General features: G+C 71.4%; 18 protein-coding genes and 2 tRNA genes. 15 read left to right on the forward strand and 5 right to left on the reverse strand.

The window, feature by feature from the left end; genetic code table 11:
- Positions 1-202 precede the first annotated feature (202 nt).
- Positions 203-1,849 (forward strand): protein kinase domain-containing protein, encoded by a 1,647-nt coding sequence (locus tag ACZ5FU_RS16560; protein ID WP_469045482.1) that lies wholly within the window; start codon positions 203-205, stop codon positions 1,847-1,849.
- Between the two features lie 159 nt (positions 1,850-2,008).
- On the opposite strand, the gene ACZ5FU_RS16565 is transcribed toward ACZ5FU_RS16560, so the two are convergent.
- The gene (locus ACZ5FU_RS16565; protein WP_469045483.1) at positions 2,009-3,463 is read right to left on the reverse strand and encodes an amino acid permease; all 1,455 of its coding nucleotides are present in this window, start codon (positions 3,461-3,463) and stop codon (positions 2,009-2,011) included.
- Positions 3,464-3,690: 227 nt separating this feature from the next.
- On the opposite strand from ACZ5FU_RS16565, the gene ACZ5FU_RS16570 reads away from it, so the two are divergent.
- Positions 3,691-4,176: a ribose-5-phosphate isomerase gene (locus ACZ5FU_RS16570; protein WP_451526725.1), complete on the forward strand. Its 486-nt coding sequence runs from the start codon at positions 3,691-3,693 to the stop codon at positions 4,174-4,176.
- A gap of 156 nt (positions 4,177-4,332) precedes the next feature.
- On the forward strand, positions 4,333-5,151 hold the full coding sequence (locus tag ACZ5FU_RS16575) for an Fpg/Nei family DNA glycosylase (protein ID WP_469045484.1): 819 nt from the start codon (positions 4,333-4,335) through the stop codon (positions 5,149-5,151).
- Positions 5,152-5,445: 294 nt separating this feature from the next.
- Here the strand turns inward: ACZ5FU_RS16575 and ACZ5FU_RS16580 are convergent, their stop codons facing one another.
- Positions 5,446-6,711, reverse strand: a complete 1,266-nt coding sequence (locus ACZ5FU_RS16580; RefSeq protein WP_451526727.1) for a GNAT family N-acetyltransferase — start codon at positions 6,709-6,711, stop codon at positions 5,446-5,448.
- A 163-nt stretch (positions 6,712-6,874) separates the two neighbouring features.
- Here ACZ5FU_RS16580 and ACZ5FU_RS16585 point away from each other — a divergent pair, with 163 nt between their 5' ends.
- Both ACZ5FU_RS16585 and ACZ5FU_RS16590 read left to right on the forward strand, forming a co-directional pair.
- Positions 6,875-8,059 carry a PP2C family protein-serine/threonine phosphatase gene (locus tag ACZ5FU_RS16585; RefSeq protein WP_451526728.1) on the forward strand — a complete coding sequence of 395 codons (1,185 nt, stop codon included), beginning with the start codon at positions 6,875-6,877 and terminating at the stop codon, positions 8,057-8,059.
- An 81-nt stretch (positions 8,060-8,140) separates the two neighbouring features.
- A complete protein-coding gene (locus tag ACZ5FU_RS16590; protein WP_468836189.1) occupies positions 8,141-8,614 on the forward strand; it encodes an HD domain-containing protein in 474 nt (157 codons plus the stop codon).
- A gap of 43 nt (positions 8,615-8,657) precedes the next feature.
- On the opposite strand, the gene ACZ5FU_RS16595 is transcribed toward ACZ5FU_RS16590, so the two are convergent.
- Positions 8,658-9,812 carry an acyltransferase family protein gene (locus tag ACZ5FU_RS16595; protein WP_451526730.1) on the reverse strand — a complete coding sequence of 385 codons (1,155 nt, stop codon included), beginning with the start codon at positions 9,810-9,812 and terminating at the stop codon, positions 8,658-8,660.
- 409 nt (positions 9,813-10,221) lie between these two features.
- Between ACZ5FU_RS16595 and ACZ5FU_RS16600 the strand changes: the two genes are divergently transcribed.
- On the forward strand, positions 10,222-10,416 hold the full coding sequence (locus tag ACZ5FU_RS16600) for a hypothetical protein (protein WP_451526731.1): 195 nt from the start codon (positions 10,222-10,224) through the stop codon (positions 10,414-10,416).
- Between the two features lie 234 nt (positions 10,417-10,650).
- On the opposite strand, the gene ACZ5FU_RS16605 is transcribed toward ACZ5FU_RS16600, so the two are convergent.
- Positions 10,651-10,721, reverse strand: a tRNA-Gly gene (locus ACZ5FU_RS16605).
- 165 nt (positions 10,722-10,886) lie between these two features.
- Between ACZ5FU_RS16605 and ACZ5FU_RS16610 the strand changes: the two genes are divergently transcribed.
- The 5 genes from ACZ5FU_RS16610 to clpX all read left to right on the forward strand — a co-directional run bounded on the left by ACZ5FU_RS16610 (position 10,887) and on the right by clpX (position 15,796).
- Positions 10,887-10,963 (forward strand) — tRNA-Pro (locus tag ACZ5FU_RS16610).
- 205 nt (positions 10,964-11,168) lie between these two features.
- On the forward strand, positions 11,169-12,554 hold the full coding sequence (tig, locus tag ACZ5FU_RS16615; protein ID WP_451526732.1) for a trigger factor: 1,386 nt from the start codon (positions 11,169-11,171) through the stop codon (positions 12,552-12,554).
- A 364-nt stretch (positions 12,555-12,918) separates the two neighbouring features.
- The gene (locus ACZ5FU_RS16620) at positions 12,919-13,527 is read left to right on the forward strand and encodes an ATP-dependent Clp protease proteolytic subunit (protein ID WP_363088358.1); all 609 of its coding nucleotides are present in this window, start codon (positions 12,919-12,921) and stop codon (positions 13,525-13,527) included.
- 114 nt (positions 13,528-13,641) lie between these two features.
- Entirely contained in the window at positions 13,642-14,322 is a 681-nt protein-coding gene (locus ACZ5FU_RS16625) for an ATP-dependent Clp protease proteolytic subunit (protein ID WP_451526733.1), read from the forward strand.
- 184 nt (positions 14,323-14,506) lie between these two features.
- Positions 14,507-15,796, forward strand: a complete 1,290-nt coding sequence (gene clpX, locus ACZ5FU_RS16630) for an ATP-dependent Clp protease ATP-binding subunit ClpX (protein ID WP_451526734.1) — start codon at positions 14,507-14,509, stop codon at positions 15,794-15,796.
- Positions 15,797-15,875: 79 nt separating this feature from the next.
- Here clpX and ACZ5FU_RS16635 read toward each other — a convergent pair whose 3' ends face one another.
- A complete protein-coding gene (locus ACZ5FU_RS16635) occupies positions 15,876-16,877 on the reverse strand; it encodes a hypothetical protein (RefSeq protein WP_451526735.1) in 1,002 nt (333 codons plus the stop codon).
- A gap of 136 nt (positions 16,878-17,013) precedes the next feature.
- Between ACZ5FU_RS16635 and ACZ5FU_RS16640 the strand changes: the two genes are divergently transcribed.
- The 4 genes from ACZ5FU_RS16640 to ndk all read left to right on the forward strand — a co-directional run bounded on the left by ACZ5FU_RS16640 (position 17,014) and on the right by ndk (position 22,122).
- Positions 17,014-19,638 (forward strand): valine--tRNA ligase, encoded by a 2,625-nt coding sequence (locus ACZ5FU_RS16640; protein ID WP_468836180.1) that lies wholly within the window; start codon positions 17,014-17,016, stop codon positions 19,636-19,638.
- 105 nt (positions 19,639-19,743) lie between these two features.
- The gene (gene folC / locus ACZ5FU_RS16645; RefSeq protein WP_451526737.1) at positions 19,744-21,267 is read left to right on the forward strand and encodes a bifunctional tetrahydrofolate synthase/dihydrofolate synthase; all 1,524 of its coding nucleotides are present in this window, start codon (positions 19,744-19,746) and stop codon (positions 21,265-21,267) included.
- A gap of 11 nt (positions 21,268-21,278) precedes the next feature.
- On the forward strand, positions 21,279-21,644 hold the full coding sequence (locus tag ACZ5FU_RS16650; RefSeq protein ID WP_451526738.1) for a DUF4233 domain-containing protein: 366 nt from the start codon (positions 21,279-21,281) through the stop codon (positions 21,642-21,644).
- A gap of 64 nt (positions 21,645-21,708) precedes the next feature.
- Positions 21,709-22,122 (forward strand): nucleoside-diphosphate kinase, encoded by a 414-nt coding sequence (ndk, locus tag ACZ5FU_RS16655; RefSeq protein ID WP_059205347.1) that lies wholly within the window; start codon positions 21,709-21,711, stop codon positions 22,120-22,122.
- Positions 22,123-22,333: the final 211 nt, after the last annotated feature.

Consider the following 22,333-nt stretch of genomic DNA (forward strand, 5'->3'; position numbering starts at 1 on the left):
GTTGCCGGGAAACAGGGGAGGAGCGCGAGATGCGGGGAATCCGGGGAATGCGGGAGAGCAGGGAAAAGCGGGAGAGCAGGGAAAAGCGGGAGGGTCGGGGAGCGCGGGCGGCCGGGGGAACGGGCGGGACCCGAGGAGTGCGGGAGGCGGGGGCGGCGCGGGAGGGCCGGGAACGGCGGGGGCACCGGGAACAGCGGGCGGCGTGCGGGGCGAGGGGGTGCCCGGCCTGCAGGTGGCGGGACGCTACCGGCTGGTCGAGTGCATCGGCCAGGGCGGGATGGGGCGCGTCTGGCGGGCCGTCGACGAGATGCTCGACCGGCTCGTCGCCGTGAAGGAGATGCGCCTGGGCGACACCGAGGCGGAGGACTCCCGCACCCGCCGGGAACGCACCCTGCGTGAGGCCCGGGCGACCGCCCGCATCGACCACCCCCATGTCGTGCGCGTCTACGACGTCGTCGACGAGGGTGAACGCCTGTGGATCGTCATGGAGTTGGTGGCCGGCCGCAGCCTGGAGCGGATCACGGCCGAGACGGGCCCCCTCGGCCCGCGCGAGACGGCCCGGATCGGCCTCGGCCTGATCGCCGCACTGCGCCAGGTCCACGCGCGGGGCGTCCTGCACCGCGACGTCAAACCGGGCAACGTCCTGGTGGAGGAGGCCGGACAGCGCGTCGTCCTCACCGACTTCGGCATCGCCGCCATCCAGGACACGAAGGCGCTCACGATGGTCGGCATGCTGGTGGGCTCCCCCGACTACATGGCCCCCGAGCGCATCGCCGGCCGCCCCCAGGGCCCGCCCTCCGACGTCTGGTCCCTGGGCGCCACCCTCTGCGCGGCCCTGGCCGGCCACTCCCCCTTCGCCCGCGGCACGACCCTGGCCACCCTGCACGCCGTCCTCCACGAGGAGCCCCGGCTCCCCTCCGGGGCGGGGCCGTTGCGGGAGATCCTCGCCGCCGTCCTGGAGAAGGAGCCCACGCTCCGGGCGAGCCTGTCGGACCTGGAGTCGACCCTGCGGCAGGTGGCACACCCGCCACCGCCACCGGCACCTCCGCCAGCACCGACCCCGACCCCGACCCCGGCGTCGACATCGACGGAGGAGCGGGAGACGCGCCGTGAGGAGTCAACGGCCCCGGCCGTCCCCGGTGCCCCGGCCCGCACGGGCCTCCACCGCCGTACGACCCTGGCGGCGGCCGGGGGCGTGACGGCCGTGGCCGCCGCCGTCGCCCTCGCGCTGGTCTCGGCGCCGGGCGGAGGCGACGGCGCGGACCGGGCGGCCCCGTCGGCCGGAACCGCCACGCGGACCCCGTCGGGGGAGACCGTCGGCCGGGCCGCGTCCCGCACGGCACGGGGCACGGCGGAAGCCACGGCCGAGGAGACGGCCGGGAGAGCGTCCGGGGGTCCGGACCGGGGCACGACCGGGCCGCCGAGTCCGCCGCCCGGGGCGCGCCGGGAGGCGGGCGGGTACGCGTGGGTGACGCCGCGGGGCTGGCAGCGGGACGTGAAGACCGGCGCGGAGGTGCACTACACCTCACCCGACGGCAGGCAGGAACTCGCCGCCAAGTCCTCGCTGTCCGGCGGCGATCTGATGGAGACCTGGCGGACCTCGGAGCGCAACGCCCACCAGGACGAGGACTACCGCAAGATCCGCCTGGAGGAGTCGACGTTCGACGGCCGTCCGGCGGTGGTGTGGGAGTACACCTTCACCCTCGGGGGCACCCCCTGGCACGCCCGGCTCCTCGGCTTCGACGAGGGCGGGAAGTCGTACCAGATCAACACCTGGTACCGGCCGGACGTCGAGACGGCGGCACTGCGGACCTACGAGAGGGTGAAGGACAGCTTCACGGTGCTGTGACGCCCCCGGCCTGCGGCGCTGAGGACGCCGAGAAGGCGGGGGCACGGAGAAGACGGGGACCGGGGACCGGGAGCACGGTGGAGGGGCCCGTGGTCACGGGCCCCTCCACCGGTGCGGACCGCGGACCGCCCGAGGGGGCGGCGTCCGGCCGGGCCGGAACTACACCTCGGCCTGCGTCCCGTCCCGTCCTGCGTCCCGCGTCTTCAGCCGCTGCTTGAGGAAGGAGACGGCGACGACGACCGCGGCGACGAGCAGCGACAGCAGCACGGTCTCCCGGCCGTCGTGCTCGGTGTCGGTCAGCATGTAGCCGAGGACGAACACGATGAGCGCGGCCGTGGCCCAGGTCAGGTAGGGGTACAGCCACATCCGGACGACCAGCTTCTCCGGCGCCTCGGCCTGGATGATCTTCCGCATCCGCAGCTGCGAGAAGCAGATCACCAGCCACACGAACAGGGCGACCGCACCGCTGGAGTTGACGAGGAAGAGGAAGACGGAGTCCGGGAACTTGTAGTTGAAGAAGACGGCGACGAACCCGAACACCACGGAGGCGATGATCGCGGCCATCGGCACACCGCGCGAGGTGGTGCGCGCGAACGCCTTCGGCGCGTCCCCGCGCTCACCGAGCGAGAAGGCCATGCGGGAGGCCGTGTAGAGGCCGGAGTTCAGACAGGACAGCACCGAGGTCAGCACGATGAAGTTCATGATCTGACCGGCGTGCGCGATGCCGAGCGAGTCGAGGGCGGCGACGTAGGAGCCCTTCTCCTTGATGGAGGGGTCGTTCCACGGCAGCAGGGTGATCACGACGAAGATCGACCCGAGGTAGAAGACGGCGATGCGCCAGATGATGCTGTTGGTGGACTTCGTGACCGCCCGCTGCGGGTTCTCCGACTCGCCGGCCGCCAGCGTCGCGATCTCGCTGCCCATGAAGGAGAAGACGACGAGCAGGACGCCGGTGAGGATGGCGCCGGGACCGTGGGGGAGGAAGCCGCCGTGGTCGACGAGGTTGCCCACACCCGCCTTGTCGGCGTCGACGCCGGGCAGCACGCCGAACACGGCGAGCCCGCCGACGACGATGAAGGCGCCGATGGCGACGACCTTGATCCCGGCGAACCAGAACTCGAACTCGCCGTAGGAGCCGACGGAGACGAGGTTGGTGGCGGTCAGCACCACCATCACGACGAGCGCCCACCCCCACTGCGGGACGGCGGGGATCCACGACTCGAGGATCGCCGCACCGGCGGTCGCCTCGACGGCCAGTACGACGACCCAGAAGAACCAGTACAGCCAGCCGATGGAGAAACCGGCCCAGGGGCCGAGCGCGCGGTCGGCGTGCGCGGAGAAGGAGCCCGAGGTCGGGTTGGCCGCGGACATCTCGCCCAGCATCCGCATCACCAGCACCACGAGCGTGCCGACGAGGGCGTAGGAGAGGAGGATGCCGGGTCCGGTGGTGGCGATGCCGGAGCTTGATCCGACGAACAGTCCGGCCCCGATGACCCCGCCGATGGCGATCATCGAGAGGTGACGGTTCTTGAGGCCCGCCTGGAGACCGGAGCGGGGTTCCTCGGGGTCTCCGGGACCGTTTCCGGTCTTCGTCAGGGTCGGCTGCGAAGTCATGGGACGGATTTCCTTTGCGCCGCGTGAGGGGATCTCCCGTACGAGCGGTGTACGGGCCGTACGGGTGGCGTACGAGCCGGTCCAGTGAAACCGAGGTGAATGAATTCAGGAACCTTTGATTCCGTATCGTTACTTGAGGTTTCCCTGAGGTTCTATTGCGTTGCTCACACTTTTCCGGCGCGACACCCGGCGCTGCTACCCCCCGGCGCCCGTGTCACACTCGTGCCATGCGCGTGTATCTCGGCTCGGACCATGCCGGCTTCGAACTCAAGAACCACCTCGTCGAATGGCTGAAGGAGGCGGGTCACGACCCGGTCGACTGCGGCCCGCACATCTACGACGCCCAGGACGACTACCCGCCCTTCTGCCTGCGCGCGGCCGAGCGGACCGCCGCCGACCCCGACGCCCTCGGCATCGTCATCGGCGGCTCCGGCAACGGCGAGCAGATCGCCGCGAACAAGGTGAAGGGCGTCCGGGCCGCCCTCGCGTGGAGCGAGGAGACGGCCTCCCTCGGCCGTCAGCACAACGACGCCAACGTCGTCGCGGTGGGCGCCCGCATGCACACGCAGGACGAGGCGACGAAGTTCGTCGAGACCTTCCTGGCCACCCCCTTCTCGGGTGACGAGCGCCATATCCGCCGCATCGACATGCTCGCGGCCTACGAGACGACGTCGGAACTGCCCCCGATCCCGGCCCACCACCCCCAGGCCTGAGCACGCACGACGGCCCGCGGCGGCCGGGTCCGCCGTCGCCGGGGCGCGGGCCGAAGCTCCCGCGAGGTCCGGGCCGGAGCCCGCGGGCCGATCCCCACCCCCGTCCGGCCGGGCCGGACGGGCGGGCGACGAGGGAACGACCGAGAGGACCCCACCGTGCCGGAAGGGCACACCATCCACCGCCTGGCACAGGACTACGCCCGCTTCGCCGGGAGCGCGCCCCGGGTGACCAGCCCCCAGGGCAAGTTCTCCGACGCCGCGGCCCTGCTCGACGGCACGGAGCTCACCGGCACCGAGGCCCACGGCAAGCACCTCTTCCTGGGCTTCGCCGGGGACCACTGGGTCCACATCCACCTGGGCCTCTTCGGCAAGGTCGCCTTCGGCGACACGGCCCCGGGCGCGTCCCCGCCCCCGCCCGCGGACACCGTCCGCCTCCGCCTCGCCGGCCCCACCGGCCACGCGGACCTGCGCGGCCCCACCACCTGCGCCCTGATCACGGACGCCGAGAAGCGGGCGGTGCACGACCGCCTGGGCCCGGACCCCCTGCGCGCGGACGCCGACCCGGAGCGGGCGTACCGCCGCGTCTCCCGCAGCCGTACGACGATCGCCGCCCTCCTCATGGACCAGAAGGTCGTCGCGGGCGTGGGCAACGTCTACCGCGCCGAGGTCCTCTTCCGCCACGGCATCGACCCCTACCGCCCCGGCAGGGACATCACCCCCGCCGAGTGGACGGCGATGTGGGCGGACCTGGCCGCCCTGATGCGCGAGGGCGTGCGCGACAACCGCATCGACACGGTCCGCCCGGAGCACACCCCGGAGGCGATGGGCCGCCCGCCCCGCGTCGACGACCACGGCGGCGAGGTGTACGTCTACCGCCGCACCCACCAGCCGTGTCACCTCTGCGGCGACACCGTCCGCACCGCGCCCCTCGCGGCCCGCAACCTCTTCTGGTGCCCCACCTGCCAGAAGCCCTGACCGGCTGCCCCGCGGCCCCGACAAGGAGCCGTGCCCCGGCCGGGCGTCCCGCGGCTCCGACAAGGCACCCCACCCCCGGCCGGACGCCCCGCGGCCCCGACAGGGCGACCGCCTCCGGAACCCGTCCGGCCGGCGCCGCGACAGGCGACGTCCGCCCCGTCGCGACGCCCGGCACGCACGCTCGCCGCACCGGCCGAAGACCCGGGTGCGTCCCGTACGAGGGACTCCGGCCGGCACGCCGAGAGCACGCACCGGACGCCGCTCCTTCACGGGCGAACGCCGCCTGCCACGGCACTAGAAGCCGTGCGGCAGCCAGGGGGCCCCGCCGGCCGTCCCGAACCCCACCGAGGCCTCCGCCAGCGCACCGGCCCGCGTCTCCCGCACCAGCCCGGCCCGCGCCAGCGAGCCGAGGGAGACGCCGCCGAGATACGCCGCCCCCAACTCCCGTACGGACAAGGAGAGATCCGCCGCGTCCGTCGTACGGGAGCAGTCGGCCCCCTTCGTGTTCCCGGTCAGCCGCCAACGCCCGGCGTTCCAGGGGCAGAAGGTGTCCTCCACCTCCAGCACCACGTCGACCGGCGCCTGGTAGGTCCGCGCCTCCAGCGCGGCCCCGACGTCCACCAGCCGCACGTACAAGGAGTCCCGCACCCGCAGTTCGCACCGCCGGATGTCGGAGACGAGATGCTGCCAGGCCTCGTCCACCGGCCGCCCCCGCACCTTCAGCGAGGACGTGAGGTCGATCCCGAACAGGAAACGCCACAGCGCCGCCTCCGACACCGCGTCCACCGCGGCCAGGTCCGCGAGCAGCACCTCCCCGTCGTGCCCGGACTCCGTCCACCGCGGTTTCACCCGGAATCGGACGTACCCGCTGACCTCCCCGTCCCGCTCGGCCAGCACGCACTGCAACGGCGACGCCCCGCCCCGCCCGCTCTCCGGGTCGAGCACCCCGAGCCGCTCCCAGCCGGGCCGCCGCGCCAGCATCCCGGCCCGCAGGGGCACGGTCCGCGCGTACACCGCCTCGCACACGTCCAGGGCGGCACCGCTGTCGGCGTACCGCAGCCGTACGTCATCGGTACCGGCCGGGACGGACAGCCGCACCCGGCCGGTGTCGATCTCGGCGTGCAGCGAGAAGGTGGCGGCGCCGTACCCGAACCGCCCGTAGATGGCGGGTTCGGAGGCGGTGAGGACGGCCAGCGGCCGCCCCCACGTACGGATGTCGTCCAGTTGCCGCCGCATCATCGAGGTCAGCACCCCGCGCCGGCGGTGCGTCGCGGCCACACCGACCATCGTCACCCCGGCCGCCGGCACCGAGGCCCCGCCGGGTACCGTCAGCCGGAAGTCGAACGCCCCGGCCGTGCCCACGAGTTCGTCCCCGTCCCAGGCACCGAAGGACCGCTCGTACGGTGTGAGGCCGCGCCACAGCTCGCGTTCCTCGGCCGGTTCGTCGACCCCGCCGAAGGCGCGCAGCAGGGTGTCGTACCACGTGTCCCAGTCGTCCCGCCGCAAGGGCCGCAGGTCGGCCGCGGGGAGGCCCGTGCGGCCCGTCGCCTCAGTCGTCATGGAATCATGCCTACCAGCGCAATGCGGGACGAGCCAGGGGATTTCTCCCTCTTGGCGGCGCGAGCGCTTTCCTTGGCGTTCACTGTGAAGTCGAGCCTCGGACGGGGGACAAGTGGGACCTCCCGTGCCAAGCGGTGGGTTGGATGGATAGGGTCCCGGACTAATGGCGGCAGGACGACAGCGGCGCTCGGAAGCCGAGACGTTGACGGCCCGGTTGAAGCACCTGGTGCACCGGGTCCGCACCGGGCTGCGCAGAAGCGCCGTGGACTACTTCCGCGGCGACGGCTCGGACTGGATCGCGCTGGCCGGTCTGCTGCTGACCGTCCCCGTGATCGCGGCCACCACGCTCGCCGACCCGGTCTGGTGCTCACCGGCCGCCCTGGTCCTGCCGATCGTCGCCGGCGGCCTCGTGCTGCGCCCGGCGAGCCTGCTCGGCCTGTACGCGGCGGCGGCCACGGCCCTGATCGTGGAATCGGTGCGGCTCGGCCCGTACACCGAGGGCCCGTCCCGGGTCACGCCGGGCGTCGTGCTGGTCGTCGCCGCCTGCGGTTTCGTCGGCCTGCTCATCGCCCAGTTCCGCAGCCGGGTCGGCGTGCCCTGGCGGCGCGGCGGCACCATGCTCTTCGACCTGCGCGAACGCATCCGGGTGCAGAGCAAGCTGCCGACGCTGCCGCGCGGCTGGCACCGCGAGATGGCGCTGCGGCCGGCGGGCGGCCAGTCGTTCTCCGGCGACTTCGTCGTCGCGGCCCGCACCAACGGCGGCCGCACCATGGAGGTCGTCCTCACGGACGTCTCCGGCAAGGGCATGGACGCGGGCTCGCGGGCCCTGCTGCTGTCCGGCGCCTTCGGCGGCCTGCTCGGCTCCCTGCCCCCGCACGCCTTCCTCCCGGCGGCCAACGGCTACCTCCTCCGCCAGGACTGGGACGAGGGCTTCGCCACCTCCATCCACCTCGTCCTCGACCTCGACTCCGGCGACTACGAGCTGTACTCCGCGGGCCACCCGCCGGGCCTCCAGCTCAGCGCCGGCAGCGGCCGCTGGGAGGAGAAGGCCGCGGAGGGCCCGCTGCTCGGCGTCTACGAGGGCGCCCAGTTCGACCCGGTGAAGGGCTCGCTGCGCCCCGGCGACGTGCTGATGCTGTTCACCGACGGCCTGGTGGAGACCTCCGACCGCGACATCGTCGAGGGCATCGACCGCCTCACCGGCGAGGCCGACCGCTACGTCGCCGGCGGCTTCCAGGGGGCGGCCTGGCACCTCATCGAGGCCGTCGCCAAGGACGTCAACGACGACCGCGCCCTGCTCCTGGTCTGCCGCGAGGGCCCCACGGCCCAGACGGCCCCGCTGCTGTAGACCCGGGCGGGCGGGCCTCCGCGGCCCGGGCGGGCGAGTTCCTGTGGACCCGGGCGGCCGGACTCCTGTAGAAGGGCTCTCATGCTCACCGTCGCCCAGGTCGAGGCCCTCGCCCGCGCCGCCCACGAGGGGCAGACCGACAAGGCGGGCCGCCCCTACGCCGAGCACCTCCAGGCCGTCGCGGAGGGCGTACGGTCCCGGGGCGGCGACCCCGACCAGATCGCGGCGGCCTGGCTGCACGACGCCGTCGAGGACGACGCCCTCTCCGAGGCCTGGCTGCGCGGGGCCGCCCTGAGCGACCGCACGAAGGACGTCGTGAGGGCGGTCACCAAGCGGGCGGGGGAGACGCCGCAGGCGTACGCGCGGCGCATCCTCGCCACCCCGGGCGCGCTGCTGGTGAAGGAGGCCGACCTGGCGCACAACGCCGACCCGGTCCGGCTGGCCGTCCTGGACGGGCCGACCCGCACCCGCCTGACCGAGAAGTACGCCCGCATGCGCGCACTGCTCGGCCTCGAGGACACCCGGACCCGTCCCGGGCCCCCCGACCCGTCCTGACCCGGCCGGAACCCGCCCGATCGGAGGGAAGGACCCGAAGACCCTAGGCGTCGACCTTCTCGGGCTCCCGTGCCGGCCGCCGCTCCGGTCCGCGGGCCCGCTCGGGAGCGGTGGCGTCCCGCCGGAACGCCCAGTCCATCCTCGGCTCCATCACGCCCCGGAACACCCACCGGACGGGCTTGGTGCACAGCAGGGTGACGGCGACGGCGACAGCCACGGTGACCGCGATCTCACCGAGCGGCCGGTGCAGCCACTCGGCCTCGAACAGACCGCGGTAGTCCGCGCCCCTGATCAGGAAGCCGTGCAGCAGATAGCCGTAGAGCGTGCCCGCGCCGAGCGTCGTGAACCACGTCGTGCGCCCCGGCACCCAGGAGAAGAAGCAGGCGGTCAGCACCAGTGAGCAGCCGAACAGCGCGAGCTGCATGACGGGCCCCACCCACCACGGCACGCCCAGCTCCTGCGCGGAGTCGCGGTGGTAGAGCCACCCGGCGTTCATCCGCGGCACCGCCCACCAGGAGAAGGCCAGCGCGAAGGCGGCCACCGGCACGGCCGCGATCCGCACCGGCCGGTTGCGCACCATCCGGAAGTGCTCGGGCCGCAGGCACAGGCCCAGCACGAAGTAGGGCAGGAACTGCAGGACGCGCTGGAGGTCGAGGTCGTCGCCGATGCCCGGCGTGGCGGACGCCAGGAAGGCGAGGCCCAGGGCCACCGGCAGCGGATGGCGGATCGTCTTCCAGATCGGGGTGGTCAGCCGCCAGATGAACAGCGCGCACAGGAACCAGGTCAGGTAGTACGGGTCGAGGAGGGAGACGGGCGTCTCGGTGTCGTGGTCGACGACCCGCTTGAACAGTGGATAGGCGGTCTCGAAGACGACGTACGGCACGACGACGCCGGTCACCAGGCGCCTCAGCCGGGCCGGACTGCCGTCGAAACCGCGCGAGAAGTAGCCGGAGACGATGATGAACGCCGGCATGTGGAACGCGTACACGAACTGGTAGGCGGCTTGAAGTGTGCGGCTGTCGCCCTTCAGCGGTTCCCAGGAGTGACCGACGGCGACCAGCACGATCGCCAGGTACTTGGCGTTGTCGAAGAACGCGTCACGCTGCTTCGACCCTCTGTCCGGGGACGATCGGTGCTGATCTTTCTCGTTCGCGGATGACCTGGGACTCGACACGAGAGGCGAAGCGGCGTGGAACATCTGAGGCACCCTAGCGTTGTCCGTGGCAGTCAGTAAAACGTTCCTCGTCCTCGTGATCTCATTCCTCGCGATTTTCAACTGACCCCCCGCTTCGGCGCCTTGTATGTCACGATTCATCCCGACTGAAAGGTGCATAACGGGTGGTTGTGAGGTGTCGTCGAAGATCATGTGCCCGCAATTCGAATTACCTGCGGGCCAGTGGTGAATTCGTCTGCGGGAGGCGCCCGTGAATTGCCCTGCGGCATGCTCTCGCGGACGGTGCGAAGTGATCGGGGGTGCACGGTTGTGACCGAGGATGCGTCAGCGGCCGCATAGGGAGGCCGTGTTGGTGGCACGATGGTTCTGGCGGGGTGCGCGGGTCGCGTCCCCGGGCCGGGAGTGCGGACCGACCGAGGGTGTGTGATCAGTTGTGGCCATTTCACTGTCAGTGGTGCTGCTGTTGGCGATCGTGCTGGTCGTACTGATCAGAGGCGGGTCGATCAAGGGGGGCCCCGCCGTCGTCGCGATCCTCTTCGGCTTCTTCCTCGCCTCGACGGGCATGGCCCCGTCGATCAACCGCTTCCTCAACTCCCTCGCCGAAACGATCAACTCGATCAGCTTCTAGGAAGAGGGCCGGCGGCTTCCGCGAGGGACCGGCGGCCTCCGGACCGCCCCGTGCGAGGGGCCGTGACGGGACGCCGGGCCCGGCCCGCGTACGGGGACGACCCGGTCCGGTCCGGTCCGGTTCGGCCTGCCCCGGCTCGGTCCGCTGTCGGCCCGGTCCGGTCCGGGGCAAGGCCACGGAAAAGGCCGAGGGCCGGTCGGAAGGTGACTTCCGACCGGCCCTCGGGCCGTACAGAGCGGGCGACGGGAATCGAACCCGCGTAGCTAGTTTGGAAGACTAGGGCTCTACCATTGAGCTACGCCCGCACACATGGACCGCAGGTCGGACGACCGCGGCGCCTCAGGCATCCTAGCGGGTCGGCGCCCCTCGCCGCACACCCCGTCTCGCGCGCCGCGCCCCGGCCCCGCCGGACCCTCGCGAATGCGGCGGCCCGGCGGCCTGCGGGCATGTACCCTACGTGTCGCACCAGACGGGGTGTGGCGCAGCTTGGTAGCGCGTCCGCTTTGGGAGCGGAAGGCCGTGGGTTCAAATCCCGCCACCCCGACCATCTGCGTCATCCGCGCGTCACGCTGCGCGATCGTGCGGGTGCCGCGCCGGGGATCGTCTTTTGGGCGGCCGCAGCTGCTGCGGCTACTATGCAGACTGCGCCCGTGTGTCCCGGCCCACCGGCCTCGAGATCTCCCGGGCGCTGAATCGCCGGACCTGTCAGGTTCCGGCGAAACCCAAGAAGTCAGCCACAAGGAGACCGAACCGTGAAGAGCGCCGTGGAGACCCTGAACCCGACTCGGGTTCGGCTCACTGTCGAGGTGCCCTTCGAGGAGCTCAAGGACAGCCTCGACGCGGCGTACAAGAAGATCAACCAGCAGGTCACGGTGAAGGGCTTCCGCAAGGGCAAGATCCCCGCCCGCATCATCGACCAGCGGTTCGGCCGCGGGGCCGTGCTGGAGGAGGCCGTCAACGACGCGCTTCCGAAGTTCTACACGGAGGCGGTCAACGGGGCCGAGCTGGACGTCCTCGGCCAGCCCGAGGTCGACATCACGGAGCTGAAGGACGGCGAGACGCTGAACTTCACCGCCGAGGTCGACATCCGCCCCGCCCTCGAGCTTCCGGAGGACTTCTCCTCCATCGAGGTCGAGGTCGACGCCGTCGAGGTCGGCGACGAGGACGTCGAGAAGTCCGTCGAGCAGCTCCGCGAGCGCTTCGCCTCGACCTCCCCGGTCGAGCGCGCCGCCGAGGACGGCGACGTCGTCACGGTCGACCTCGAGGCCAAGGTCGACGGCGAGGTCCTGGAGGACGGCGTCGCCGACGGCGTCTCCTACACGATCGGCTCGGGCGAGCTCCTCGAGGGCATCGACGACGCCGTGAAGGGCCTGGAGGCCGGTGGCGAGGCCACCTTCACCTCCGAGCTCAAGGGCGGCTCCGCGGCCGGCAAGGAGGCCGAGGTCACCGTCAAGGTCACCCAGGTCGCCGCCCGCGAACTGCCCGAGCTGGACGACGAGTTCGCGCAGCTCGCCTCCGAGTTCGACACCCTCGAGGAGCTGAGGGCGGACAGCCGCAAGCGCCTCGAGAACATGAAGCAGTTCGACCAGGCCACCCAGGCCCAGGAGCGCGTCCTGGAGAAGCTCCTGGAGCTCGTCGAGGTGCCCGTCCCCGAGAAGCTGCTCGAGGACGAGATCAACACCCGCAAGCACAACCTGGAGCACCACCAGCTCGGCCAGATGGGTCTGACCCTCGACAAGTACCTGGAGCTCCAGGGCAAGACCGCCGAGGAGTTCGAGGCCGAGACCCGCGAGGCCGCGGTCAAGGGCATCAAGACCCAGTTCGTTCTCGACGAGCTGGTCAAGCGCGAGAAGCTGAACGTGAACCAGGAGGAGCTCACCGAGCACCTCATGCGCCGCGCCGCCTCCTCCGGCATGTCCCCCGACCAGTTCGCGCAGGCGGTCGTCGAGGGCGGTCAGGTTCCGCTCCTCGTCGGCGAGGTCGCCCGCGGCAAGGCCCTGGCCGTGGTCGTCGAGTCCGCCACGGTGAAGGACACCAACGGCGAGGTCATCGACCTGGACGACGAGGACGACGAGGCCGAGGCCGCCGAGGCCACCGCCGAGTCCGCGGAGTCCGCCGAGGACAAGCCCGAGGCCTGAGCCTCGCACCGCCTCCGACGCGTGCACGACGGGCCCCGGGACACTTCGTCCCGGGGCCCGTCCCTCTTCCCCAAGGGGGTGCCGGGCCCCGCCGCGGAGCGGCTCCGCCGTACGGGCGGACGGCGGCCCGCGGCCCGCGCCCGTCCACGATCCGCCCGCGATCCGCGCGTGACCCCCACCCCCGGCCGCCGGCGCCCCGGCTACGCCCCCGGCGAACACTCACCTCTCCGGGATTCTCCGAAGGGACCCGCGCGTTAGGGTCCATGAATACGAGGGCAGGGGAGTCCCCGTTGCCCCCGGCAGTACACGTGAGACGGCCCGGACGCCGTCGACAAGACGAGCAGGTGGATACGTGACGAATCTGATGCCCTCCGCCGCCGGCGAGCCTTCCATCGGTGGTGGCCTCGGCGACCAGGTCTACAACCGGCTGCTCGGCGAGCGGATCATCTTCCTCGGCCAGCCGGTCGACGACGACATCGCCAACAAGATCACCGCACAGCTGCTGCTCCTCGCCGCCGACCCGGACAAGGACATCTTCCTCTACATCAACAGCCCCGGCGGCTCGATCACGGCCGGCATGGCGATCTACGACACCATGCAGTTCATCAAGAACGACGTGGTGACCATCGCGATGGGCCTCGCCGCCTCGATGGGCCAGTTCCTGCTCAGCGCCGGCACGCCCGGCAAGCGCTTCGCGCTGCCGAACGCCGAGATCCTGATCCACCAGCCCTCCGCCGGCCTGGCGGGCTCGGCCTCGGACATCAAGATCCACGCCGAGCGGCTGCTGCACACCAAGAGGCGCATGGCCGAGCTCACGGCCCAGCACACGGGCCAGACCATCGAGCAGATCACCCGGGACTCGGACCGCGACCGCTGGTTCGACGCCTTCGAGGCCAAGGAGTACGGCCTCATCGACGACGTCATCCCCACGGCCGCCGGCATGCCGGGCGGCGGCGGTACCGGGGCGGCCTAGTACGGGCTCGTCACGGCCCCGGGGGCCCCGCCGGACACCCGGCGCCCCCGAGGCCGTCAGCGCCCCTCCCAGCCCCCTCCACCCACCGCCCCAGCCCTCTTTCCAGGAGACACCGTGAACGACTTCCCCGGCAGCGGCCTCTACGCCCGCACCGAGGCCGAGTACACCGGCCCCCGCGCCGAGTCCCGCTACGTCATCCCGCGCTTCGTCGAGCGCACCTCCCAGGGCATCCGCGAGTACGACCCGTACGCGAAGCTCTTCGAGGAGCGGGTGATCTTCCTCGGCGTGCAGATCGACGACGCCTCCGCCAACGACGTCATGGCGCAGCTGCTGTGCCTGGAGTCGATGGACCCCGACCGGGACATCTCGGTCTACATCAACAGCCCCGGCGGCTCCTTCACGGCGCTGACCGCGATCTACGACACGATGCAGTTCGTGAAGCCCGACGTCCAGACGGTCTGCATGGGCCAGGCGGCCTCCGCCGCCGCGATCCTGCTGGCCGCCGGCACGCCCGGCAAGCGCATGGCGCTGCCGAACGCCCGCGTCCTGATCCACCAGCCGTACAGCGAGACCGGCCGCGGCCAGGTCTCCGACCTGGAGATCGCCGCGAACGAGATCCTGCGGATGCGCGGCCAGCTCGAGGACATGCTGGCCAAGCACTCCACCACGCCGATCGAGAAGATCCGCGAGGACATCGAGCGCGACAAGATCCTCACGGCCGAGGACGCGCTGGAGTACGGCCTGATCGACCAGATCATCTCCACCCGCAAGATGAACAACGCCGACCTGCGCTGACGCGGGCGGAGGAGTATCGTCTGCCGCCCCTTGGCATGGTGCGACACGGTCCACGTGGAAGTGAACCGTGCCAAGGGGGGCCCGAACGTGGGGCCCGGCAAGGTACCGTCGACATAAGGCAGCACCAGGGGACGCCGGACTCGGAAGACGTCCGGTCGTCCCCCAGGCGAAGGGGAAGCACACCGTGGCACGCATCGGTGACGGCGGCGATCTGCTCAAGTGCTCGTTCTGCGGCAAGAGCCAGAAGCAGGTCAAGAAGCTCATCGCAGGGCCCGGTGTGTACATCTGCGACGAGTGCATCGATCTCTGCAACGAGATCATCGAGGAAGAGCTCGCGGAGACGAGCGAGGTCCGCTGGGAGGAACTCCCGAAGCCGCGCGAGATCTACGAGTTCCTCGAGGGCTACGTGGTGGGCCAGGAGCCGGCCAAGAAGGCCCTGTCGGTCGCGGTGTACAACCACTACAAGCGCGTCCAGGCCGGGGAGCACGGCGGCGGCCAGGGCCGTGAGGACGCCATCGAGCTGGCGAAGTCCAACATCCTCCTGCTGGGCCCCACGGGCTCCGGCAAGACCCTCCTCGCGCAGACCCTGGCGCGCATGCTGAACGTGCCGTTCGCGATCGCCGACGCCACCGCGCTCACCGAGGCCGGGTACGTGGGCGAGGACGTCGAGAACATCCTGCTCAAGCTGATCCAGGCCGCGGACTACGACGTCAAGAAGGCCGAGACCGGGATCATCTACATCGACGAGATCGACAAGGTCGCGCGCAAGAGCGAGAACCCCTCGATCACCCGCGACGTCTCGGGCGAGGGCGTCCAGCAGGCCCTGCTGAAGATCCTCGAGGGCACCACGGCCTCGGTCCCGCCGCAGGGCGGACGCAAGCACCCGCACCAGGAGTTCATCCAGATCGACACGACGAACGTCCTGTTCATCGTGGGCGGTGCCTTCTCGGGCCTGGAGAAGATCATCGAGTCCCGGGCCGGCGCCAAGGGCATCGGCTTCGGCGCGACGATCCGCTCGAAGCGGGAGCTGGAGGCCAAGGACCAGTTCGAGGACGTCATGCCCGAGGACCTGGTCAAGTTCGGCATGATCCCCGAGTTCATCGGCCGCCTCCCCGTGATCACCTCGGTCCACAACCTGGACCGCGAGGCCCTGCTCCAGATCCTCGTCGAGCCGCGCAACGCGCTGGTGAAGCAGTACCAGCGCCTCTTCGAACTCGACGGCGTGGAACTGGACTTCGAGCGTGAGGCCCTGGAGGCCATCGCCGACCAGGCCATCCTGCGCCAGACCGGCGCGCGCGGTCTGCGCGCCATCATGGAGGAGGTCCTGATGTCGGTGATGTACGAGGTCCCGTCCCGCAAGGACGTGGCCCGCGTGGTCATCACCGCGGACGTCGTCCACTCCAACGTCAACCCGACCCTGATCCCGCGGGACGTCCGCGGCGGCCGGGGTCCGGGGGAGCAGAAGACGGCGTGACGACGCCGGCGGACACGGACGTACGGAAGGGCCCCGGTCGAGCGACCGGGGCCCTTCCCGTCGTGCAGCGGGTGCGTCGTCAGGCCTTGACGCGGATCTGCTCCCGCAGCTTCGCGGTGAGGTCGACCGCGGTGTCCTTGCCGACCCCCGTGCCGTTGTTGTCGCCCGGCGAGACCATGGCGACCGTGCTGTAGTCGGCCCACGCGCAGAACCAGTCGACCGACTCCTTCTTGGTGAGCGCGTTGGTGCTCTTCGTCGACTGGCACTTGGCGACCGCGCCGTCGATCTCGACCTCCTCCGGGTCACCGACCAGCTCCGCGTTCTGCATCGTGCCGGTGTCGCTGGTGGAGCTGTCCTTGACCTGCTTCTGGATGGAGGCGAAGAACTTGTCCAGGGTCGCCTGCGGGTCGGCGATCTTCCCGTAACCGCCCACCATCGTCATGCCCTTGGCGGTCAGCAGCTCGGACTGGCTGGGCAGCGTGGAGGGGTCCTGGGGGTCGTAGCCGCTCAGGTCGGCGGTCGACCACTGCCCGAGGACCGCGGTGCCGCCCTTGACGCCGCTCTTCTCCATGTCCTTGGCGTTGTCGGAGTCGCTGACCTGGTTGCCGTCGCCGACCCGCTTGTACTCGTCGAGCACCGTCGCCGGCGTCGTCAGCTTGTGCGCGCCGTCGTCCTCCAGGCCGTCCGAGCCCGAGTTGCCGCCGAGGAGGAAGGCCGCGCCCACGCCGAGCGCCGCGACCACCGCGACCGCGCCGATGATGATCCCCGTCTTCTTCCCGCCGCCGCCGGGAGCCGGCGGCTGGGGCATGCCGTAGGGGGCCTGGCCGTACGGCGGCTGCTGGCCGTAGGGGGGCTGCTGGCCGTACGGCGGGGCGGGCGGCTGCTGGCCGTACGGGCCGGGCTGCTGGGGCGGCTGGCCGTACGGCGGCGTCTGGGGCGGGGTGCCCTGCGGGGGCTGCTGGGGGTAGCCGTAGCCGGGCTGGGGAGCCTGCGGCGGCTGGCCGTACGGACCCGGCTGGCCGTACGGGCCGGGCTGCTGAGGCTGCTGCCCGCCGTACGGGCCCGGCTGGTTGTTGCTCATGACGGGGTTCCCCTCCAGATGCTTATGCGATTTTCACATCCTGGCTCAATCCCGGTGCGGTCACGGTGGCGGGGGCCCCACCGTTACAGAACAAACGCGTTTCGGGACGGTGCGGTGACACCCCTAAACTGGCCCCGTGACCGACAACGCTCAGCAGCAGCCCCCAGCGCCCACGACCGAACTGCCGACCCAGTACGCGCCGGCCGACGTAGAGGCGCCGCTGTACGAGCGCTGGGTCGAGCGGGGCTACTTCGAGGCCGACGCCAAGAGCGACAAGCCGCCGTTCACCGTCGTCATCCCGCCGCCGAACGTCACGGGCAGCCTGCACCTCGGCCACGCCTTCGAGCACACGCTCATCGACGCCCTGACCCGCCGCAAGCGCATGCAGGGCTTCGAGACGCTGTGGCAGCCCGGCATGGACCACGCCGGCATCGCGACCCAGAACGTCGTCGAGCGCGAGCTGGGCAAGGAGGGCAAGTCGCGGCACGACCTGGGCCGCGAGGCCTTCGTCGAGCGCGTCTGGCAGTGGAAGGGCGAGTCCGGCGGCCAGATCAGCGGCCAGATGCGCCGCCTCGGCGACGGCGTCGCCTGGTCCCGCGAGCGCTTCACCATGGACGAGGGCCTCTCCCAGGCCGTCCAGACCATCTTCAAGCGGCTCTACGACGACGAGCTGATCTACCGCGCCGAGCGCATCATCAACTGGTGCCCGCGCTGTCTGACCGCCATCTCGGACATCGAGGTCGAGTACCAGGACGACGACGGCGAACTCGTCTCCATGAAGTACGGCGAGGGCGACGAGACCATCGTCGTCGCCACCACCCGCGCCGAGACGATGCTCGGCGACACCGCCGTCGCCGTCCACCCCGACGACGAGCGCTACCGGCACCTGGTCGGCAAGCTCATCAAGCTGCCGCTCACCGAGCGTTCGATCCCCGTCGTCGCGGACACCCACGTCGACCCCGAGTTCGGCACGGGCGCCGTCAAGGTCACCCCGGCCCACGACCCGAACGACTTCGAGATCGGCCGGCGCCACGGCCTGCCGTCCCTCACGGTCATGGACGAGCACGCCGTCATCACGGCCCACGGCCCCTTCCAGGGCCTGGACCGCCTGGAGGCCCGCTCCGCCATCGTCGCCGCGCTGCGCGCCGAGGGCCGGATCGTCGCCGAGAAGCGGCCCTACGTCCACAGCGTCGGCCACTGCTCGCGCTGCAAGACCACCATCGAGCCCCGCCTGTCGATGCAGTGGTGGGTCAAGGTCGGCCCGCTGGCGAAGGCCGCCGGCGACGCCGTCCGCGACGGCCGCGTCACGATCCACCCGCAGGAGATGGAGAAGCGGTACTTCGACTGGGTCGACAACCTCCACGACTGGTGCATCTCGCGGCAGTTGTGGTGGGGCCACCGCATCCCCGTCTGGTACGGCCCCGACGGCGAGGTCGTCTGCGTCGGCCCCGACGAGGAGGCCCCCACCGGCGAGGGCTGGCACCAGGACACCGACGTCCTCGACACCTGGTTCTCCTCCGGCCTGTGGCCGTTCTCCACGCTCGGCTGGCCCGAGCGGACGGAGTCGCTCGCGAAGTTCTACCCGAACTCCGTCCTGGTCACCGGCTACGACATCCTCTTCTTCTGGGTCGCCCGGATGATGATGTTCGGCCTGTACGCGATGGACGGCACCCCGCCGTTCCACACCATCGCCCTGCACGGCATGGTCCGCGACCAGTTCGGCAAGAAGATGTCCAAGTCCTTCGGCAACGCGGTCAACCCGCTGGACTGGATGGACAAGTACGGCTCCGACGCGCTGCGCTTCACCCTCGCGCGCGGCGCCAACCCGGGCGTCGACGTGCCCATCGGCGAGGACTGGGTCCAGGGCTCCCGCAACTTCGCCAACAAGATCTGGAACGCCACCCGCTTCGCGCTGATGAACGGCGCGACGGTCGAGGGCCCGCTGCCGGACGCCTCCAGGATGTCGGCGACCGACCGCTGGATCCTCTCCCGCCTCAACTCCGTCGTCGCCGAGGTGGACGCCTTCTACGACGACTTCCAGTTCGCCAAGCTCTCCGACGCCCTCTTCCACTTCGCGTGGGACGAGGTCTTCGACTGGTACGTCGAGCTGTCCAAGACGACGTTCCAGGCGGGCGGCGAACCGGCCGAGGTCAGCAAGCGCGTCCTCGGCGAGGTCCTCGACGTCACCCTGAGGCTGCTGCACCCGGTCGTCCCGTTCGTCACGGAGACCCTCTGGACGACGCTGACCGGCGGCGAGTCCGTCGTCGTCGCCGACTGGCCGACGGACAGCGGCTTCCGGGACGCCGACGCCGAGCGGGAGATCGTCACCCTCCAGTCGGTCATCACCGAGGTCCGCCGCTTCCGCGCCGACCAGGGACTGCAGCCCGGCCAGCGGGTCCCGGCCCGCCTGGAGCTGAGCGGCACCGCGCTCGCCCCGCACGAGGCGGCCGTCCGCCAGCTGCTGCGGCTCCAGCCGGAGGGCGAGGACTTCTCGGCGACGGCGACCCTGCCGGTCTCGGGCGCCACGGTCTCCCTCGACCTGTCCGGCACGATCGACGTGGCCGCGGAGCGCAAGCGGCTGGCGAAGGACCTGGCCGCCGCCGAGAAGGAGAAGGCCCAGGCCCAGGGCAAGCTCGGCAACGAGGCGTTCCTGGCCAAGGCGCCCGACAAGGTCGTCGACGGGATCCGCGCCCGGCTGGCCAAGGCGGACGAGGACATCGCCCGCATCCAGGCCCAGCTGGAGCGGCTGCCGCAGGCGTAGGCGCGCCCGCGCCCCGCACCCCGCAGGCCGGTCGAAGGCCCCCGGAACGTACAGCTCCGGGGGCCTTCGGCCGTCTTCGCCGGCGGTCGTCCGTAGACTGGCCCCGTGAGCGAGCTCCCCCCCAACGGCAACGACGACGACCAGCCCGATGCCCTCGACTCCTTCGAGGAGATCATCGCGGCCGAGACCGACCGCGACCCGGACCTCGCGGTGATCGAGGCCGGCAGCCGCACCCTGCGCACCCTGGGCGGTCCGCCCGGGTCCGACGTGCCCGCCCGGCCCGCGGACCCCGAGGTCGACAAGGCCCTGCGCGAGGTCGAGGCGGAGCTGGCCACCCGCTGGGGCGAGACCAAGCTGGAGCCGTCCGTCGCCAGGATCGCCGCCCTGATGGACGTCCTGGGCGAACCGCAGCGGGCGTACCCCGCCATCCACATCACGGGGACGAACGGCAAGACCTCCACCGCCCGCATGATCGAGGCGCTCCTCGGCGCCTTCGACCTGCGCACCGGTCGGTACACCTCCCCGCACGTGCAGTCGATCACCGAGCGCGTCAGCCTGGACGGCGCCCCCGTCTCCGCCGAGCGGTTCATCGAGACCTACCACGACATCAAGCCGTACGTGGAGATGGTCGACGCGGCCCAGGAGTACCGGCTGTCCTTCTTCGAGGTGCTCACCGGCATGGCGTACGCCGCCTTCGCCGACGCCCCCGTGGACGTGGCCGTCGTGGAGGTGGGCATGGGCGGTTCCTGGGACGCCACCAACGTGATCGACGGGGACGTCGCCGTCATCACCCCCATCGACCTCGACCACACCGACCGGCTCGGCGCGACGACCGCCGCGATCGCCGCGGAGAAGGGCGGGATCGTCAAGCAGGGCGCGACCGTGATCCTCGCCCAGCAGCCCGTCGACGCCGCCCAGGTCCTGCTGAAGAAGGCCGTCGAGGTGGACGCCACGGTGGCCCGCGAGGGTCTGGAGTTCGGGGTCGTCGCCCGGCAGGTCGCCGTCGGCGGGCAACTGCTCACCCTGCGCGGCGTCGGCGGCGAGTACCCCGACGTGTACCTCCCGCTGCACGGCCCCTACCAGGCGCACAACGCGGCCGTGGCCCTCGCCGCCGTCGAGGCGTTCTTCGGCGTGGGTGCCCAGCGGCCCGAGCCACTGGACATCGACACCGTGCGCAAGGCCTTCGCGGCCGTGTCGGCGCCGGGCCGCCTGGAGGTCGTCCGGCGCTCCCCGACCGTCGTGCTCGACGCCGCCCACAACCCGGCGGGCGCCCGCGCCACCGCCGAGGCGGTCGGCGAGGCCTTCGACTTCAGCCGGCTCATCGGCGTGGTCGGGGCCAGCGGCGACAAGAACGTGCGGGGACTGCTCGAGGCCTTCGAGCCGATCTTCGCCGAGATCGTCGTCACCCGGAACACCAGCCACCGCGCCATGGACGTGGACGAGCTGGCCGCGATCGCCGTCGAGGTGTTCGGCGAGGAGCGCGTCCAGGTCGAGCCGCGGCTGCCCGACGCCCTGGAGGCGGCGATCACGCTCGCCGAGGAGGAGGGCGAGTTCGCCGGCGGCGGCGTCCTGGTCACCGGTTCCGTCATCACCGTCGGGGAAGCCCGGCTGCTCCTGGGGAAGGGCTGAGGTCCCCCATCATGCGTACGCTCTGTTCCTCCACCCTGATCGGCGAGTTCTTCATCATCGGCTTCGCCGGACTGGTCGCCATGAAGGACGCCGACCTCACCACGTCCACGGTGTGGACGGTGTGCGGCGTCGCCATGTTCCTCTGCGTGCTGCTGTGCGGCGTGGTCACCCGGCCCGGGGGCGTCGCCCTCGGCTGGGCGCTCCAGGTGGCCCTCGTCCTCAGCGGCTTCGTCGTGCCGATGATGTTCATCCTCGGGGTGCTCTTCGGAGCCCTGTGGTGGGCGTCGGTGCACTACGGACGCAAGATCGACGAGGCGAAGGCGAGGTTCGCCGCGCAGGCCGGCGCCTCCCCCTCGGACACCGCTGACGCTGTGTGACAGGGGCTCGGACACGCCCTGTAATCTCGTCCCACCGCACACAGGCAGCAGAAGGAGTCACCCCGTGAGCCAGCGCACCCTCGTCCTCCTCAAGCCCGACGCCGTCCGTCGTGGCCTGACCGGCGAGATCATCAGCCGTATCGAGCGCAAGGCCGGCTGGCAGATCACCGCGCTGGAACTGCGCACCCTGGACCAGGACACCCTGGAGCAGCACTACGGCGAGCACAAGGGCAAGCCCTTCTACGAGCCGCTGGTGGAGTTCATGGCCTCCGGACCGGTCGTCGCCCTGATCGTCGAGGGCGAGCGGGTCATCGAGGGCGTGCGCGCCCTGGCCGGCCCGACCGACCCGATCGCCGCCGCGCCCGGCTCCATCCGGGGCGACTTCGGCGTGATCGTCCGCGAGAACCTGATCCACGCCTCCGACTCCGAGGAGTCCGCCGAGCGCGAGGTGAAGATCTTCTTCCCCGGCCGCGCCTGAGCCGGGAGCGGCCGGTCCGATCGAGCGAACCGGGCGGGCGGACCGGGCGAGCGGACCGGGCCGATCGAGCGAACCGGACGGACCGGGCGGAACGAGTGAACCGGGCGGCTCCGGGCTGCCCGGTGGCGCTTCCCGGCCCCGCCGGCCGCGGAGTTTTCGAGAATTTTTCTGAGGGTCCGTCATCTCGCCCCGCCGCCTGACCAGGGACGGC

The organism is Streptomyces sp. NPDC031554, from assembly GCF_055580685.1.

Bases quoted from the DNA above. Each gene is read 5' to 3' on its own strand.
- ACZ5FU_RS16650 (WP_451526738.1), top strand. From the start codon at position 21,279: ATGCGTACGCTCTGTTCCTCCACCCTGATCGGCGAGTTCTTCATCATC.
- ACZ5FU_RS16580 (WP_451526727.1), bottom strand. From the start codon at position 6,711: ATGACGACTGAGGCGACGGGCCGCACGGGCCTCCCCGCGGCCGACCTG.
- ACZ5FU_RS16595 (WP_451526730.1), bottom strand. From the start codon at position 9,812: ATGTTCCACGCCGCTTCGCCTCTCGTGTCGAGTCCCAGGTCATCCGCG.
- ACZ5FU_RS16635 (WP_451526735.1), bottom strand. From the start codon at position 16,877: ATGAGCAACAACCAGCCGGGCCCGTACGGCGGGCAGCAGCCTCAGCAG.
- ACZ5FU_RS16585 (WP_451526728.1), top strand. From the start codon at position 6,875: ATGGCGGCAGGACGACAGCGGCGCTCGGAAGCCGAGACGTTGACGGCC.
- ACZ5FU_RS16590 (WP_468836189.1), top strand. From the start codon at position 8,141: ATGCTCACCGTCGCCCAGGTCGAGGCCCTCGCCCGCGCCGCCCACGAG.
- ACZ5FU_RS16620 (WP_363088358.1), top strand. From the start codon at position 12,919: ATGCCCTCCGCCGCCGGCGAGCCTTCCATCGGTGGTGGCCTCGGCGAC.
- ACZ5FU_RS16570 (WP_451526725.1), top strand. From the start codon at position 3,691: ATGCGCGTGTATCTCGGCTCGGACCATGCCGGCTTCGAACTCAAGAAC.
- ACZ5FU_RS16565 (WP_469045483.1), bottom strand. From the start codon at position 3,463: ATGACTTCGCAGCCGACCCTGACGAAGACCGGAAACGGTCCCGGAGAC.